Source organism: Vibrio sp. HM8-C (assembly GCF_058630515.1).
Genome location: NZ_JBMMKS010000014.1, coordinates 71,154 through 88,189 on the forward strand (window position 1 = coordinate 71,154; position 17,036 = coordinate 88,189).

The 17,036-nt window shown below is 41.7% G+C and carries 16 protein-coding genes; 14 read left to right on the forward strand and 2 right to left on the reverse strand.

All coding sequences use genetic code 11. From position 1 onward, the window contains the following. Positions 1–2: 2 nt before the first annotated feature. The 10 genes from ACOSVQ_RS15725 to ACOSVQ_RS15770 are packed head-to-tail and all read left to right on the forward strand — an operon-like array spanning position 3 to position 9,780. Complete coding sequence (locus ACOSVQ_RS15725; protein WP_491983448.1) at positions 3–1,457, forward strand: type II and III secretion system protein family protein; 1,455 nt, start codon at positions 3–5, stop codon at positions 1,455–1,457. 12 nt (positions 1,458–1,469) lie between these two features. Then, a complete protein-coding gene (locus ACOSVQ_RS15730) occupies positions 1,470–1,724 on the forward strand; it encodes a hypothetical protein (protein ID WP_491983449.1) in 255 nt (84 codons plus the stop codon). A 12-nt stretch (positions 1,725–1,736) separates the two neighbouring features. Continuing rightward, positions 1,737–3,137, forward strand: a complete 1,401-nt coding sequence (locus tag ACOSVQ_RS15735) for a TadE/TadG family type IV pilus assembly protein (RefSeq protein ID WP_491983450.1) — start codon at positions 1,737–1,739, stop codon at positions 3,135–3,137. Position 3,138: 1 nt separating this feature from the next. Then, positions 3,139–3,579 (forward strand): TadE/TadG family type IV pilus assembly protein, encoded by a 441-nt coding sequence (locus tag ACOSVQ_RS15740; RefSeq protein ID WP_102986340.1) that lies wholly within the window; start codon positions 3,139–3,141, stop codon positions 3,577–3,579. Then, positions 3,576–4,064 carry a TadE/TadG family type IV pilus assembly protein gene (locus tag ACOSVQ_RS15745; protein WP_491983451.1) on the forward strand — a complete coding sequence of 163 codons (489 nt, stop codon included), beginning with the start codon at positions 3,576–3,578 and terminating at the stop codon, positions 4,062–4,064. The genes ACOSVQ_RS15740 and ACOSVQ_RS15745 overlap by 4 nt, the downstream gene beginning before the upstream one ends. Positions 4,065–4,080: 16 nt before the next feature. After that, the gene (locus ACOSVQ_RS15750; protein WP_491983452.1) at positions 4,081–5,301 is read left to right on the forward strand and encodes a CpaE/TadZ family protein; all 1,221 of its coding nucleotides are present in this window, start codon (positions 4,081–4,083) and stop codon (positions 5,299–5,301) included. A 21-nt stretch (positions 5,302–5,322) separates the two neighbouring features. After that, positions 5,323–6,813 carry a TadA family conjugal transfer-associated ATPase gene (locus tag ACOSVQ_RS15755; RefSeq protein ID WP_491983453.1) on the forward strand — a complete coding sequence of 497 codons (1,491 nt, stop codon included), beginning with the start codon at positions 5,323–5,325 and terminating at the stop codon, positions 6,811–6,813. Between the two features lie 12 nt (positions 6,814–6,825). Next, positions 6,826–7,794, forward strand: a complete 969-nt coding sequence (locus ACOSVQ_RS15760) for a type II secretion system F family protein (RefSeq protein WP_491983454.1) — start codon at positions 6,826–6,828, stop codon at positions 7,792–7,794. Between the two features lie 2 nt (positions 7,795–7,796). Beyond that, positions 7,797–8,744 carry a type II secretion system F family protein gene (locus ACOSVQ_RS15765; protein ID WP_491983455.1) on the forward strand — a complete coding sequence of 316 codons (948 nt, stop codon included), beginning with the start codon at positions 7,797–7,799 and terminating at the stop codon, positions 8,742–8,744. 13 nt (positions 8,745–8,757) lie between these two features. Further along, a complete protein-coding gene (locus tag ACOSVQ_RS15770) occupies positions 8,758–9,780 on the forward strand; it encodes a tetratricopeptide repeat protein (protein WP_491983456.1) in 1,023 nt (340 codons plus the stop codon). On the opposite strand, the gene ACOSVQ_RS15775 is transcribed toward ACOSVQ_RS15770, so the two are convergent. Next, positions 9,774–10,964 (reverse strand): HD-GYP domain-containing protein, encoded by a 1,191-nt coding sequence (locus ACOSVQ_RS15775; protein ID WP_491983457.1) that lies wholly within the window; start codon positions 10,962–10,964, stop codon positions 9,774–9,776. The two genes, ACOSVQ_RS15770 and ACOSVQ_RS15775, sit on opposite strands and share 7 nt — an antisense overlap. 337 nt (positions 10,965–11,301) lie before the next feature. Here ACOSVQ_RS15775 and galE point away from each other — a divergent pair, with 337 nt between their 5' ends. Genes galE through galM form a run of 4 tightly spaced genes read left to right on the forward strand, consistent with a single transcriptional unit; the run spans position 11,302 to position 15,634 of the window. Next, positions 11,302–12,312 (forward strand): UDP-glucose 4-epimerase GalE, encoded by a 1,011-nt coding sequence (gene galE, locus ACOSVQ_RS15780; RefSeq protein WP_491983458.1) that lies wholly within the window; start codon positions 11,302–11,304, stop codon positions 12,310–12,312. Between the two features lie 22 nt (positions 12,313–12,334). Beyond that, entirely contained in the window at positions 12,335–13,387 is a 1,053-nt protein-coding gene (locus ACOSVQ_RS15785; protein ID WP_491983459.1) for a UDP-glucose--hexose-1-phosphate uridylyltransferase, read from the forward strand. A gap of 13 nt (positions 13,388–13,400) precedes the next feature. Further along, positions 13,401–14,552, forward strand: a complete 1,152-nt coding sequence (gene galK, locus ACOSVQ_RS15790) for a galactokinase (RefSeq protein WP_491983460.1) — start codon at positions 13,401–13,403, stop codon at positions 14,550–14,552. A gap of 11 nt (positions 14,553–14,563) precedes the next feature. Beyond that, complete coding sequence (gene galM, locus ACOSVQ_RS15795) at positions 14,564–15,634, forward strand: galactose-1-epimerase (protein WP_491983461.1); 1,071 nt, start codon at positions 14,564–14,566, stop codon at positions 15,632–15,634. A 222-nt stretch (positions 15,635–15,856) separates the two neighbouring features. On the opposite strand, the gene ACOSVQ_RS15800 is transcribed toward galM, so the two are convergent. Then, positions 15,857–16,876 carry a substrate-binding domain-containing protein gene (locus ACOSVQ_RS15800; RefSeq protein WP_491983462.1) on the reverse strand — a complete coding sequence of 340 codons (1,020 nt, stop codon included), beginning with the start codon at positions 16,874–16,876 and terminating at the stop codon, positions 15,857–15,859. Between the last annotated feature and the right edge of the window lie 160 nt (positions 16,877–17,036).

Sequence of the window (17,036 nt, forward strand, 5' to 3'; positions counted from 1 at the left end):
TGATGAAAAGAATAATAATGGCACTGACTCTGTGTTTCGCGTTAAGTCACGAAGTACTGGCTGCTACTCAAAGTGGTAAAACAGTGAATGTTCCACATCATAAATCCACATTTGTTGAGTTAGCAGGAAAAGCGACTCGGGTTTCTTTAGGGGATCCAGAAGTTCTCGATATTGTGATGTTAAAAGCTGATGAGCTGTTTTTAATTGGTAAGAAACTCGGTTCAACCAACCTAATGGCATGGAACAGTAGAGGTGAGCTCATTGAGTCAATTAATATTGAAGTTACTCATGATGTAAATAATCTCAAAACGAAGCTCTTTGAACTCATGCCCGATGAGACTATCAACGTACAAAGTGCCCAAAACCGTTTAATTTTAAGCGGACAGGTAAGTTCTTTAGAGAAAATGAATTTAGCTCTACGTTTGGCTGAAACTTATGCTGCTGGTCAAGCTGCTGACGGGGCTACTGGTTCACGAAACTCTCAAGCCAGTAGTACTGGTGTTGTCAACTTAATGAGTATTGGTGGAGCGCAACAAGTGATGCTTGAAGTAACTGTTGCTGAAGTTCAACGCAGTCTGGTTCGCCGCTTTGGTACCAATTTCAACTTCTTTCAAAACAATGGCAAATTTTCAATTGGTGGTACTACCGTTGGAGGTGGAATTAATTCGATAGGTCCAGTTTTGAGTACTGTTGGTGTAGATAGTACAGGGATTTTAAGCTCTTTTATTGACAGTAATACTTTGTTTACCTTGGCTTTGGACATTGCGAAAGAAACCGGTGTTGCAAAAGTACTTGCTGAGCCAAATTTAACCGCATTAAGTGGTTCAAATGCTGAGTTTTTAGCTGGTGGCGAGTTCCCTATCCCCGTACCTAATCAAGATGGTATTACCGTCGAGTATAAGGAATATGGTGTAGGCGTGAAGTTTACTCCTACCGTGTTAAGTGATAAAAAAATCAACCTCAATTTAGCTGTAGATGTAAGTGAAATAGCTGCATCAACCAGTTTGTCTTTAAGTGCTTCAGGTACGAATGCTACTTATTACATTCCACCAATTACCCGCCGTAGTGCCTCTTCGACAATTGAGTTAGCTGATGGGCAAACCATTGGTATCGCAGGTTTACTTAGTGAAAATGTACGAGATTCAGCATCAAAAGTCCCTGGTCTTGGCGATGTTCCAGTATTAGGGCAGCTGTTTGGTAGCAAAGAGTACATATCTGGTGAAACTGAACTTGTGATACTTGTTACGCCTCGACTGGCGAAACCTATCGATCGTTCTAAAATTAAATTACCTACTGATGCTTTCGTTGAGCCTAATGATGTCAAATATTACCTGTTAGGTAAGGGGGCTTATCTTAAAAATCCTAAAGAAACTCACCAAGCAGAATCGGATGAACCGCAAGGATTGGAACAGTCTGAAAAAGGTGGTAGTGAAGGTTCGTTTGGACATGAGATGTAAGGAGAGCATGGAATGAAATACCTATTTGTTATGTTGGTTTCAGTTTTAGCACTTACGGGCTGTTCCAACCCAGCTCCATTGGGAACTTATATGGCTCAGGTGAGGCAGGAGCAAGTTTACAACCCGAATGCCACGATGGAAAACTTGGAAGTTCTTCCAACCGGTAACGGGGAAAAAATGGAAGGCATTTACAGCACTTATACGGGAAAGAAAGGCGAATCATTACAAAGTGCTAATAGCCAAGTATTAACAGGTTTTGCCAACTAAGTTGAGGCTTATATGAAAGCACATCACCCAGTTCGCGGAATGCGGAAACAGCGAGGTCTGGTTGCTGTGATGGTGACTATAGCGTTGTTTGCTTTTCTTGGCGTTACGGCATTAGCTATCGATATCAACCATGCTTTTATGAATAGAACTCGGCTTCAAAACAGTGTTGATGCCGCAGCACTAGCTGCCGCTTTAGTACTTGACCGAGGCGGGAGTGAAGATGATGCAAGAGCGGCTGTCACTGATACTTTAACTGAAATGGCTGAAGCTGGTGGTAATAGTGAGTTAAGGTTTTTTGATGAAGGAGTGGATATATCTGTAATGTTTTCCAATGACCCTTCTGATTTTTCCAGCGGCTCTGCATCTACTATGTATGATCGATATGTACGTGTTGCGGTATCTAATTTGAAGTTGGAAAGTTTCTTTATTCAAGTACTAGGGATTACTGATAAGAAATTATCAAATAGTGCAGTTGCTGGAAGAAGTACAGGTGGTGGCACTTGTAATATTGTACCTATTGCAGTTTGTGAAGATCCTGATGCTGATGAATCTGATGCAAACCGTGGGTATGTCGCTCAAAATGTTTATGCTTTGAAGTTGGTAACCAATCGTTCACTAATGGGCCCTGGGAATTTTCAGCTTCTAGACTTTGACTCTGATGATAATCTATCAGAACAGTTAGCTGGAGTTACAGGCGTTGGTTTAAACAATAACACTTGTGCGACTGTTGGCGGTGAAGTAGAAACCAAAACAGGGAATACTATTGGTCCCGTTGGTAAGGGATTGAATACCAGATTTAACGAAATAAGCGGTAGTATTAAAGGAACTTTTACCCAAGAAGACTATGATACTCCAGCATCATTAAAGGATGACATCGATACATTTATTGCGTTGGGAATTACCACCATTTCAGACGTATTTGATCGTTTATCTACCGCGGAAGAAGAAATTGCTTATTACGAAACCAATGGTTCTGACGACAAAAAATCTGTTTCAGAAAGTGAATATGAAGCTCTAGTAGCGTTGAAAGAAAATTATAGTCAATTATCTGCTGATGAACTTAATGATAGTTTTTATGAAAATTATGCAACGTTAATTAATGACACAAATTCATTGTATTCATTAAATCAAGGTAGCGGACGTAGGATAATGTCAGTCCCTATTCTGGATTGCTCAAAAGATTCAAGTAACAATGATCCTACCCCTACAGGTAAAAGCACGTTTAGAGTAACGGGCTTAGGTTGTTTTTATCTTTTGCAACAAGCTCCTACAAGTAATGGTTCAAAAGAAGAAGTTTATGGTGAATATATAGAGTCCTGCCCGACTTCCAGTACCCTTGCCAATGCTACTAGTAATAATGATGGTAGTTATAGAATCGTTCTCTATAAAGACCCTTACAGTAATGGGTCTTAATATGAGTATTTTAAAGTCGAGGCAATCAGGTATTGCAGCCGTTGAGTTTCTTATTACCTTACCAGTGTTGCTACTGATATTAACGATTATTGTAGAGTTTGGTAATGCGTTTATTAGCTACAATACGCTGAGTAAAACTGTTCAAAATGCAGCTCGTTATTCTGTTCGGGATGTTTATGGCACTGCTGATCCTTATGCAGTAGCTGATTTTGACTCGATCAAAAATATGGTTGTGTATGGTAATAAAACACAGCCGGCAGGTGATAATCCACCAGTTGTACTTGATGGTTTAGAAACTTCAAATGTTCAGGTTACTATCGATGGTAAATATGTTGTTGTAACCGCCTCTTATACTTACTCTCCAATACTCAACTTTTTACCATTAGATTCTTTGTTGGATTTAACATTTAGCTCCTCAGCTCTTTTGAGGACAGAGCCATGAAGACCAACAATAAGCAGAAAGGTATCACGTTAGTTGAGTTTACTATCGTTGGTTCAACGGTTCTTTTGATTATTTTTGCGATACTTGAACTTGGTGTTTTTATATTTAATTTGCAGTCTATTAATGACTTGACTCGTAGAGCTGCCCGTATTGCTGCTGTTTGCCAAGTAAATGATCCGGAAATAAAGCAACTTGCGCTAAGTGAGCGAGAGCCTCAAGGTTTAACTGCAGGAAATATCATTATTGATTACTTAGATAAAAACGGTGGTTCAGTTTTAGATCCTACTAATAATTACGATGATATCTATTATGTAAGCGCAAGGGTTGAAAGTTACAATTATGGATTTTCAGGTGTTTTGAATTTCTTAGGTGACAACGGAGTAATAACGACACCTAAATTTGAAACAATTTTAGCTGCGGAATCTTTAGGTGTTGAACGATTAAGTAGTGATGGCGAAGAACGTTATACGGATTGTAAAAAATAACTATAAAGGAATTTTTATGGGGGAAGCAGTAAAATTGTCTCGTAGTGACAGTAATAATATAAGGTTGAAAACTAATCTATCTGTTTGGGTTTTATACTCCAGTGACGCGTTTAAATTGCATATGATGAATGAGCTGTCATTGTGTCCTAGCCTTAGTTTTGAAGTTATATCTTTGCATGGAGTTATGGCTGACAGTTTCAAAAATTTCACACCACCAGACCTTATTTTTGTAGAAACGGGCCCCAACTGGGCTCAAAAAGTTGTCGAGTTGCAAAATTATGATGGTCCAATGCTAGAAACATCAGAGGTTAGTACTTCTTTAATCATATTTGGCGATGAGAGTGATAATGGAGCGCTAAAAATTGCATTGAGATTAGGGGCGGCCGACTTTATTTCTGATAGTTCAACTATTAACGATCTTGTTCCGTTATTAAAAAATGTAGCTGAGGAAAAAATATCAGCACGTAAGCTTGGTCAACTGTTTGCTTTTCTTAATACTAAAGGTGGTTCAGGGGCTACTACTATAGCGTTGAATACAGCTGTAGAAGTAGCGTTACAAAATAAAGATAAAGTACTCCTACTTGACTTGGATATTCACTTTGGTGTTGTGATGGATTATCTAAATATTAATCCTGCATATAGCATTAATGATGCTATAGCAAATGTTAAGGATTTAGACGAAATATCTTTGCACTCTTTGGTCTCTAAGCATCCTTCTGGTCTTCATGTTCTAAGTTTTAAGCATGAAAATCACAATGAAAACTTTGATAAAGCAATGCAAATGGGCCGGTTATTACCAACGTTGTTGGAGTTTTATCCTTACGTATTTATCGATTTATCTTCCGGAGTAGACAGAATGTTTGCTCCAGTTTTGTCTCAGGCGAGCAAAGTATTTTTGGTTACTCAGCAAAATCTTGTAGCAATAAAAAACGCATCTAGAATTACCAAAGCACTGACTCTGGAATATGGGATAGCTAAAGAGCAGATAGAATTAATCATCAATCGTTATGAAAAGCGACAACAAATAAGATTGAAAGATATTGAGCAGACATTAACAGGCATTAAAAGTCACGTAATTCCTAATGATTTTAAAGCTGCAATTGAGAGCGCTAATTTGGGGAAACCGTTTGTTGAGTCACGCAAGAATAGCTCGATAACCAAATCAGTAGCAGAACTCTCTCAAACATTAGCTCCAGTGAAAGTTAAGAAGGGTTGGTTAAAGCGCTTATTTTCCTGATGGATTAGGGAGTTAATTAATATGTTTTTTAAACGTAAAGGTATTAGTTCTGATTTTCAGGATGATCTTCTAAAGGAAGAGCGCTCTCAGAATTCTGATATGCAAGTGATACCTAAGTCGACACCTATGCAAGGAAAAGTCGAAAAGAGCGAAGCTCCAAAGCAAGACGAAAGTCCTCTGCAGCGTAAGCTTAGAGAAGCAGAAGCTAAAAATAAGGTCATTGATGATACTCGTAAGCAGCTTGAGCAAGAACAGGCCACAAAGCATTATTACCATCGTCGCTTGTTAGAAACGTTGGATTTGGCTTTGCTGTCCAGTTTAGAAAAAGACAGAGCTAAAAAAGACCTTCATGATGCGGTAGTGCAACTAATGGCTGAGGATCAAAGTCATGCATTAAGCGCTGAAGGTCGTAAACGAGTCATTAAACAAATTGAAGATGAGGTGTTTGGCTTAGGTCCATTAGAGCCACTTCTCAATGACTCCACAGTTTCAGATATTCTCGTCAATGGTGCAAAAAGTGTGTTTGTCGAACGCCGAGGTAAACTTGAAAGGACCCCATATACTTTCTTAGATGACAGACATCTTCGCAGTATTATTGACAGAATCGTAAGCCAAGTTGGCCGTCGTATCGATGAATCTTCACCAATGGTGGATGCTCGCTTGGCTGACGGATCTCGTGTGAATGCTATTATCCCGCCTCTCGCATTGGATGGACCATCGGTATCCATTCGTCGTTTCGCTGTTGATAAACTGACGATGGATAATTTGCTTTCTTTCAACTCTATTTCTGAGCAAATGGCTCGTTTTGTTGAAGCTGCTGTAAAAGGTGAACTTAATATTCTTATTTCTGGTGGTACTGGTTCTGGTAAAACTACCACATTGAATATCTTTTCAGGCTTTATTCCGAGTGATGACCGAATCATCACCATTGAAGACTCTGCTGAGTTGCAATTGCAGCAACCCCATGTCGTTCGCTTAGAAACACGCCCTGCAAACCTTGAAGGGAAAGGTGAAATTACTCAGAGGGATCTGGTTAAAAACTCATTGCGTATGCGACCCGACCGAATAGTACTTGGTGAGGTTCGTGGTAGTGAAGCTGTGGATATGCTAGCAGCTATGAATACTGGTCATGATGGTTCATTGGCTACTATCCACGCTAACACTCCTCGTGATGCATTGAGTCGTGTTGAAAACATGTTTGCTATGGCTGGTTGGAATATATCGACCAAGAACTTGAGAGCTCAAATTGCATCAGCTATCCATCTGGTTGTTCAAATGGAACGTCAGGAAGACGGTAAACGTCGAATGGTTAGCATTGCAGAAATAAATGGCATGGAAGGTGACATTATTACTATGTCAGAAATATTCAAGTTCCAAAGGCAGGGCATGGATGAAGAAGGAAATGTCATCGGATATTTTACTGCGACTGGTGTTATCCCACAGTGTCATGATTCATTGTCTAAGCGTGGTTGGCATTTGCCTTATGAAATTTTCAACGAAACGTTTGAATAGGAGGTAACGCACATGCAGCAAGACAGCCTATATTTCTTCGGTTTTCTGTTTTTTGCCGTCTTCTTAATATCGCAGGCATTTCTATTGCCTGCTGCCGGGAATAAAGCCAAACATAAAACAATCAGTAAAAGATTGAAAGAGAGTCAGTCTTTAGTTGATGAGCAAAGTCGTTCACTGTTGAATGAACATTATCTTCGCAGCCTTTCACCTATCGACCAGAAACTCGTTAGCTTTTCTGCCTTTTCAAATATGAAAAAAAGTTTGGAGCTTGCTGGTATAGGCTCTTCTCTAACTCAAGTCGTGACCATCACCTCTTTGAGTCAAATTGCTCTGTTTATCGTATTTTTTTTCCTTGGGGCTCGCTTTTATATCGCCTTTTTGGTCAGTTTTCTTGTCTGGTTGGTGCTGTACTTCATGATTTCGAGCAAAATTTCTCAGCGACTAAGCAAATTTGAAGAACTTTTTCCTGATGCTCTAGATGTCATGAAGCGAATGCTATCTGCTGGGCATCCGATAACTTACGCTTTTAGTGAAGTGGGTAAAGAGATGCCTGATCCTCTTGGTGGTGAGTTTAAAACCACATTTAATTTATTGAACTATGGGTACGATATCCGCCTAGCGATGATGCAAATGGTAGAACGCAATCCAACGGTTTCTATGTTTGCTTTCTCAAGTGCGGTTTTATTGCAGAAAGAGACTGGGGGCGATTTAACTGAAAACTTAGATAAAGTGTCAAAGGTATTACGTGCTCGATTTAAGTTGCAGCGAAAAATCAAAACCTTATCCGCTGAAAGTAAACTTTCTGCTTGGATATTGGTTTTAGCACCTTTCGCGATTTTTGTGATGCTGAGTTTTATTAGCCCGGGGTATTTGGACCCTTTATATACCGACCCAAGAGGAACAAAACTTGTAATGGTAGGTGGAGTTGGGCTGTTTATTGGGGCTATGTGGATCCGAAAAATCATCAATTTTGAGGTTTAATTATGGATGCTATTTTAGCTTATTTTGAAAACTTTCAACTGACACAAGAAAATCTAATTTTGATGATGGTACTGTTCTCTACGGTATTGATCGTGATAACAATATTCTTGGTGGTATCGGGCAGTAAATCAGTAGTACGTAACCGTTTACAAACTTACAAAGCTGAAAACACAGCAGAGTTACCGAGAAGAACAACAAAAATCGACAATGCTCTAGAGTCTTTATCTCCTATTTTTGCTGCAGGAAGCTCGAAAGAGAAAGAGAGTATTCGTCACCAACTCATGCACGCTGGATTTCACAACGAAACTGCGTTGACTTTCTTTTATGTGTTGAAAGCGTTATCGACTCTGTTGGGGTTGTTTGGTGCATTAATTTACTCTGTGTTTTCTGAAAGTGACTCTAATCCTTTGATAAGTATATTATTTGGTCTTGGTATAGGGTTGTTTATACCGAATATTCTATTAGACCGATTAGTGAAAAAGAGAAAGTCTCGAATCAAAGCTGGCGTCCCAGACATGCTAGATCTTCTCGTTGTATGTACTGAGTCGGGGTTAGGGTTAAATGCGTCTTTGATGCGTGTTTCGAAAGAGCTTGCGATGTCTCATCCTGATTTAGCTGATGAGCTCGATACCGTGTGTCTAAAAATCAAAGCGGGCTACGACATGTCCGAAGCTTTTCAAGGTTTTGTAGAAAGGACTGGGGTGAATGAGTTGGCCGGGTTAATCAGCATGCTTTCTCATGCCGCACGAATTGGTGGCAGCTTGTCACAAACGCTAAGGGACTATACCGAAGACTTTCGTGATAAACGAACACAGGAAGTGGAAGAAATAGCAGCCAAAATACCAACAAAAATGATATTCCCTCTATTAGTTTGTATATGGCCATGCTTCTTTATTGTGGTAATTGGCCCTGCAATGATCAATCTCATGGATGTATTTAGTAAGCTTTAAAAGAGGAATCAATATGAAAAACAAATATAACTATGCCACTCTTTTATTGATCTCAGTATTAGCTGGCTGTGCGAGTGATTCCGATAAGCAATCTAAGTTCGACAGTGAACTGTATGATGGTCGTCCTGTTGAAACTTTTGATACTGACGCAGCTCCTTTAACAGAAACGGAAGCGATAAAACGTGGTGACTATGCGTTGAGGCAAAATAATTCGGATCTGGCACTTTACGAGTATATTCGTTCCCTCGATTTTCCCAATCCGCAATACAGCGATAAGACGTTGTATACCATTGGTCGAATTCATCAGTCCCGTGGCAACTACGAGCTAGCAGAAAGAGCATATTTGTTAGCGTTGGAGCACAATCCTAATAATGTTCAAGTGTTAGAGCAGTTGGGTTCAAATTACAGCAAGCAAGGTAAAGTTGATGAAGGTAGAAGTTACTTTCTACGCGCTATCAATGCGGATCAGTTGCGCTTAAATTCAAGATTAACTTTGGATGATGATGCGAGTGTCACTGAAATTGATGCCTTGAGTAGCGATAACATGTCTCCAGCAACTGCTTATATGGGGTTGGGCGTATTGGATGACGTAAAAGCTGAGCACGAAGTCGCACAGGCGTTTTACAAGCATGCATTGAAAATTCAGCCAAAATCAGCAAAAGCGCTGATGAACATGGGCTATTCATACTATATGAGTGGCAACTATACGGATGCGACACGCTTTACTCTAGCTGCACTTGAACAAGAGCCAGAGAACGAGAAAGCGCTGAATAACTTGGCATTAATCCACTTAGCTAAAGGTGAAACTCAGCGTGCTCTGAATGTGTTTATGCGCAGAATGGAAGCTCCAGAAGCGTTGAATAACGTGGGATACTTTTTAATGCTTCAAGGCAAGCCAGAAGAGGCGATTCCATATTTACAACAAGCTATCGACAAAAAGCCTTCTTACTACAAGATTGCCAATGAAAATCTAGAGAGAGCGTTAGCTGAAGTACGAGCAAAAGCACCGGCTAATTCAACAGTCGCCTCTCAATGATGGTCAGGCCTATCCTTGGGATCTGGCTCAGGATAGGCTTCAATTACTCTTTTCAAATATTCTTGATGATATCTAAGCCCGTTAACGCAGTGCTTGTCGAGCTTGCCATTAGCGACCATTTTCTCTAATTCAAGCAGTGCGAATGGTACTGACCAAGCTTGTTTGTAAGGTCTGTGGCTGGTCAAGGCATCAAACACGTTAGCAACGGTAATGATGCGTGCTGATATTGGAATGTCTTCCTGAGTCAAGCCATAAGGATATCCGCTGCCATCTAAGAACTCGTGGTGGTATGCGACGATCTCTTTTAAAACCGCTACGCAGGGGTGATCGGGTGATCCCATTTCATCAATAATTTGATTGATGATCTCTACGCCTTTTTCGACATGATCTTGCAATTGATCCCGTTCTTCATTGCCCAGAGAGCTCGATTTCGTCAATAAACTTGCTGGTACTGACAATTTACCGATGTCATGGCATTTAGAAAACTGAGTTATGTTCTCGATGATTTCGTCATCTAAATGGTAAACATGGGCGACTTCAAGTGCGATGACCTTGGCATAGCGACTGATCCTCTCCTTGTGTTCTGCCGATTCTTGCCAGTGTTCCCTTGATTGAGAATGAACGAGACTGGCAGAGTCAATTAGCGAGTGCACTAGGTCATATTCAGAAGTGACAATGAAGCGAATAATATCCAAGAATGGCTTTAGAGAGTTGGTAATCGACTCATTAAACAAATGTTGCTGACATGAGTTTAAAAAGATGAATCCGATAAATTTCTTGTCCTCAAAAGCCTTATTAGCTTGGACGGCAGAAAGGCCCTGGAAAACAGGAACAGCAAGTGAGGAGTGATAGCCCTGTTCTATCAGCCATTTTGTATGGGGGTATTTGGCATTAAGTTGATTAGGAATATCACCTAAATAACGGCATTCCCCTGTCTCTGCACAAATTTTTAATGCCGGTAGCTCTGATAAAGGAAACTCATAATGCATGAGTTCAAAACCATGAAATGTGCTGTCTGCATAGGTTTTAAGGTGATCATTTTCATCGTCATAAAGTGCAAAAGAAATACGATCAATTTCTGGAGCAGACACGCGTAATCGCTGATGAATTTCAGCAAGCTGGTTATTCAGCGTTCCGGTTGAAGCGAAATAGCTGTGGTCACTATTTTTGCTGTACGTGTCCATTTTATCCCCCAACATTTTCTCTTAACGACAACTAGATCTATAAGCCTACAGTTACTCAATAAGTTTAGTTTAGGTTGACGTTCGCTGTTCGATTTATAGCCAATAAAAATGCTTCAAAATATGTTGATGAAATCGTTTACCTATTGACGGGTAAGGCTTATAGAGCAATGAGGTCAGAATTAGATAGATGTTTGATTTCTAAACTTGCCCCTTGTTTATGACAATTTAGTGTAATTGGTGTAAACGTTTCCACATTGCAGTGACGATCACAGAATGCTGACGATATAGCCTGCTACACTCTTGTGCATTGAATGAGATGTTGTTTGAGGTAAGTGAAGTGAAAGTATTGGTCACTGGCGGTATGGGGTACATAGGTAGTCATACCTGCGTACAAATGATTGAAGCGGGCATGGAGCCCATCATTGTCGACAATCTGTGTAATGCCAAAGAAAAGGTGTTGGACAGAATTGAGATGATTTCGGGTGTTGCACCAGCCTTCTATCATGGTGATATCCGTGATGAAGCTTTACTGGATTCTATTTTTGCAGAGCATGATATCAAAGCGGTGATTCATTTTGCTGGCTTGAAAGCTGTGGGTGAATCGGTGGCTAAGCCTCTGGAATACTACGATAACAACGTCAATGGATCTTTGGTTCTTGCTCGCTCAATGCGCAAGGCTGGAGTGAAAAATATTATTTTTAGTTCATCAGCCACTGTGTATGGCGACCCTGCATCTGTGCCAATTACTGAATCCTTCCCGACAGGTGCTACGACTAACCCATATGGTCGCAGTAAATATATGGTGGAAGAGTGTCTATCGGATCTTTTTACCTCGGATCCAAGTTGGAGCATTACCTTGCTGCGCTATTTCAACCCTGTTGGCGCGCATCCATCAGGTTTAATGGGTGAAGATCCACAAGGTATCCCAAACAACCTCATGCCGTATATCGCACAGGTAGCAGTAGGGCGCAGAGAAAAACTTTCAGTGTACGGGAATGATTACCCAACCCCTGATGGTACGGGCGTTCGAGACTATATCCACGTGATGGATTTGGCGGATGGACACCTCGCCGCATTAACTCATGTCGGTCTTAAGAGTGGATTGCATCTCTATAATTTGGGTACAGGCAAAGGCTCTAGTGTACTCGATATGGTTGGTGCATTTAGCCAAGCTTGTGGCAAAGATGTGGCTTATGAGATCTGCCCTCGTCGTGCTGGTGATATCGCTGAATGTTGGGCTAGCACTGAAAAAGCTGAGCGAGATCTGGGCTGGAAAGCAACTCGCAGCGTAAAAGAAATGACAGAAGATACTTGGCGTTGGCAGGTTGCCAACCCGCAAGGTTACTAGTTTTTAGAGAAGAATGAACGCTATGTCGAATACTGAATTTAACCCTGTTGATCATCCTCACCGTCGCTATAACCCATTAACTGGACAATGGGTTCTTGTTTCTCCTCATCGAGCTAAGCGTCCTTGGAGTGGGCAAGATGAAAAACCATCGGTTGCGAATCTTCCTTCTTATGACGCTAAATGCTTTTTGTGTCCAACTAACGAACGTATTTCAGGAGATAAAAATCCAGATTACAAAGGCACTTACGTATTTAATAACGACTTTGCTGCGCTAATGCCTGATTCTCCTGATGCACCTGAGAATGCACACCCCCTATTCAAGGTGCAGGGTGTTCGCGGTTTAAGTCGTGTTATTTGTTTTTCACCTGATCACAGTAAGACTTTGCCTGAGCTGGCTCCGCAAGCGATACGCGGCGTGATTGATACATGGAATGATCAGATTGAAGAGTTAGGTAAAGACTACCTTTGGGTTCAAGCTTTTGAAAACAAAGGTGAAACGATGGGTTGTTCTCAACCGCATCCACACGGACAGATTTGGGCAAATAGCTTCTTACCTAATGAAATAGAACGTAAAGACAATAACTTACGTGCTTATTACCAAGAGAATCGTTCAAATCTGCTGGTGGATTATGTACAAGCAGAATTGAAAGATGGTTCAAGAATTGTTGTTGAAACAGAACATTGGGTTGCTGTGGTTCCTTATTGGGCTGCTTGGCCATTTGAAACCATGCTGTTACCTAAGATGCACATCCGTCGTATCAGCGAGCTGAGCGATGAAATGCGTGATGACCTTGCGATTGCGATTAAGAAGTTAACCAGTCGTTATGACAACCTGTTCCAGTGTTCATTCCCATACTCTATGGGCTGGCATTATGCGCCGTTTTTTACTGATGGTCAGAGCATAGAACATTGGCAACTGCATGCATTGTTTTACCCGCCATTGCTGCGTAGCGCGAGTATTCGCAAGTTTATGGTTGGCTATGAAATGCTGGCTGAAACACAGCGAGATCTCACCGCAGAACAAGCCGCAGAGCGTCTACGCTCGCTATCAGACGTACATTATAAAGAACAATAAGTGGAACAAAATTATGAGCTTAATTAAAAGTGTTGAAGCTGCATTCGAAGCAGTACTGGGTTACAAGGCAACCCACCTAATTCAGGCACCAGGTCGTGTAAATCTAATTGGTGAGCATACCGATTATAACGATGGTTTCGTTTTGCCTTGTGCCATTAACTATCAAACTGTGGTTGCCGCTTCTCCTCGTTCTGATTCGAAGGTAAAAGTTGTGGCTGTGGATTATGGCAATGCTACGGACGAGTTCGGTTTAACTCAGCCGATTGAGTTTGTTGAAAACAAAATGTGGGCGAACTACATTCGCGGCGTAGTGAAATACTTGATGGAACGCGGCTACTCTTTTAACGGTGCGGATATCGCAGTGAGCGGTAACGTACCTCAAGGCGCGGGTTTAAGCTCTTCAGCTGCTCTAGAAGTGGTTATTGGTCAAACATTTAAAGAGCTTTACAACTTACCTATTAGCCAAGCGGAAATCGCCTTAAATGGTCAACAAGCTGAAAACCAGTTTGTCGGTTGTAACTGCGGCATTATGGATCAACTGATCTCTGCTGAAGGACAAGCGAACTCTGCGCTTCTTATCGATTGTCGCAGCCTAGAAACCAAAGCGGTTTCAATGCCAGAAGATATGTCTGTTGTCATCATCAACTCAAACAAGCAACGTGGCTTAGTCGACAGTGAATACAACACTCGCCGCCAACAATGCGAAGAAGCGGCACAAATCTTTGGTGTGAAAGCCCTTCGTGATGTTTCTCTTGAAATGTTTAACGACAAAGTGGAACAACTGGATCCTGTTGTTGCTAAACGTGCTCGTCATGTAATCACAGAAAATGAACGTACTTTGCAAGCCGCTGACGCGTTAAGCGCAGGAGATTTGAAACGTATGGGTGAGTTGATGGAGCAATCTCATGCATCTATGCGTGACGATTTTGAAATCACAGTGAAAGAAATCGATACCTTAGTAGACATCGTGAAAGATGTGATTGGTGAACAGGGCGGTGTTCGTATGACGGGCGGCGGCTTTGGTGGCTGTATTGTCGCTTTAGTTCCACCATCATTGGTTGATGATGTGGAAAAAGCGGTTGAAGCTCTATACCCACAACAAAGTGGTCTTACTGCAACCTTCTATGTGTGTCAGGCAAAAGCTGGTGCTGGTTTGATTCAATAAGGGCTCTATCGATGACGAATTCTTTATTTGAAACCATGCCACAGTCACCGGCTTACGATGGTCAGCCAGCGAAGTTAGTAGAGCTAACCAACGCTGCCGGTATGAAAGTGGTGTTTATGGATATCGGCGCAACATGGTTAAGTTGTGTCGTTCCTGTCGCAGGCGAAATGCGCGAAGTGTTGCTTGGTTTAAGCACTATGGAAGATTTCAAGCAACACGGCAGTTTCTTAGGTGTGACGGTTGGTCGATATGCAAACCGTATCGCCAATTCACAATACTCATGGCAAGGCGAAACCTATCATTTAAATGGTAATCAAGGCGCGCATTGTTTACATGGTGGTAAAGATGGCTGGAGCCATCGTCGCTGGGATATCGTGGCTCAAAGCAAACAGAAAGTAGAATTCTCAATCTTTTCTGCTGACGGTGACCAAGGATTTCCGGGCAATGCGACTGCATCGGTGACTTATGAGTTAACAGACGATAATCAAGTCGTGATTAGCTACAAAGCGTCGACAGATAAAGCGACTCCGTTGAACCTGACTAACCATGCCTATTTCAATTTACTTGGCGCAGAATCTGGCGCAGATATTCTCGAGCATAAACTGCAAGTTAATGCTGACTACTATCTGCCAACCACATCTGAAGGTATTCCTTTGGGTGAGCTGGCGAGCGTTGAAAATACCAGTTTTGATTTCCGTACTGCTAAGACAGTTAGAGAAGACTTGTTGGCTGATGAACAGCAGAAAAACTGCAAAGGTTATGACCATAGCTTCTTACTTGATGACAGCTGTAAAACAGGTCAAAGCGTTGCTGCGGTTGAAGCACCTGATGCTTCCCTTTCTATGCAAGTCTTTACCGATAAACCCGCGATTCAGTTTTATGGTGGTAACTTCCTAGAAGGTACACCTAACAGAAAAGGCTCTACATACGAACAGTATCAAGGTCTTGCTCTGGAAACTCAGTTTTTGCCTGATTCACCGAATCATGCAGATTGGCCACAGGAGAGTTGCATGACTCTCCCCGGCGAAGAATACGCTTTTACCACTGTGTATAAGTTCAACGTATTGGCGAACTATACCTAAACTAGTTGGAGTTGCAGGTAGGCGGCAAGTGAGTGAATCCTCATGAGCATAGATAACTATGTGATTGGGGTGAACGAACGTAGCCAACGCCTCTGCAGCTTCAAGTAGGAAGGGTATAACCCGTAGGGTGCATAGTGAACCTAAGGGCTGGGGGGATAAGGTTTACAGTTCTTAGGAGAAAGCGAGTTTGCCCTCACTTCTGATGAAGTGAGGGCTTTTTTCTTATTGAACCGTGGTGCTAGACGGTGCTTTGTCTACGGAATCTCTACGTACCAGCGTTGGCGAGAAACACATTGGTTCTTGTTCCAACAGTTCATCTTTTGCCAGTTGTAACGCAAGTTTTGCCGCTTTTTCAGCCATCATTTGAATTGGATAGCGAATTGTAGTTAGACGAGGACGTACATATCGTGCAATTAAGCCATCATCGAAGCCAATAACAGAGACATCTTGAGGTGTTTTCACACCATTTTCTTCCAGCACAGAAAGAGCGCCTGCTGCCATGTTGTCGTTATAGGCAACGACACCTGTAATTTCCAAAGACTTGGTTAGCAAATTGGTCATGGCTTCTTCACCGCCTTCACTGTCCGGAGAAGCGAGCTCTAGGTAACTCGCTGGCAATGAAATGTTATGGGTTGCCAAAGCGTCTTTGTAGCCTTCAATACGTTGGTCAGCATCTTCAATGTGGTGAGATGAACTGATACAAGCAATTTTTGAATGTCCGTGTCGGATCAAAAATTCTGTCGCGAGATAAGCACCTTTATAGTTATCAAGAGAAATACAACGATCAGCAAGCTCAGGGATGTGACGATTGATCAGCACCATGGTTTTGATCTCTTGAGCGTAGGCGATGAGTTCTTCATCCGAAAGCGCTTTTGAGTGGATAACCAATGCATCACAGCGGCTGTTGATAAGCAAATCAATGGCTCGGCGTTCTTCTTCTGCCTGATGATATCCATTACCAATCAATAAATGTTTGCCAGCTTGATGGGCAATATTATCGACCGCTTTGACCAAGGTGCCAAAGAAAGGGTCAGACACATCACTCACTAGCACTCCAATAGTATTGGTGCTTTGGCTCACTAGCGCTCGTGCTGCTGCATTCGGTCGGTAGCCAAGGTCTTTCATCGCTTTCGTTACTGAATCGATCGAAGCTTTGCTCGCTTTGGGAGATTTATTGATCACGCGTGAAACCGTTGCCACTGAAACGCCCGCTTCACGTGCTACGTCTTTTATGGTTGCCATGACAGACCTCGCTACATAAGAGTCTTTATTTAACAATGTGAGTGAAAATATGGCAATTAATCAGTTAAGTAATGTACAGATTTGAGAAGCTAAGCTTAGATTTGAGAAGGGGTTATGGAGGGTGTAAACGTTTTTAGTAAACGTTCGCTGTAACGATTAA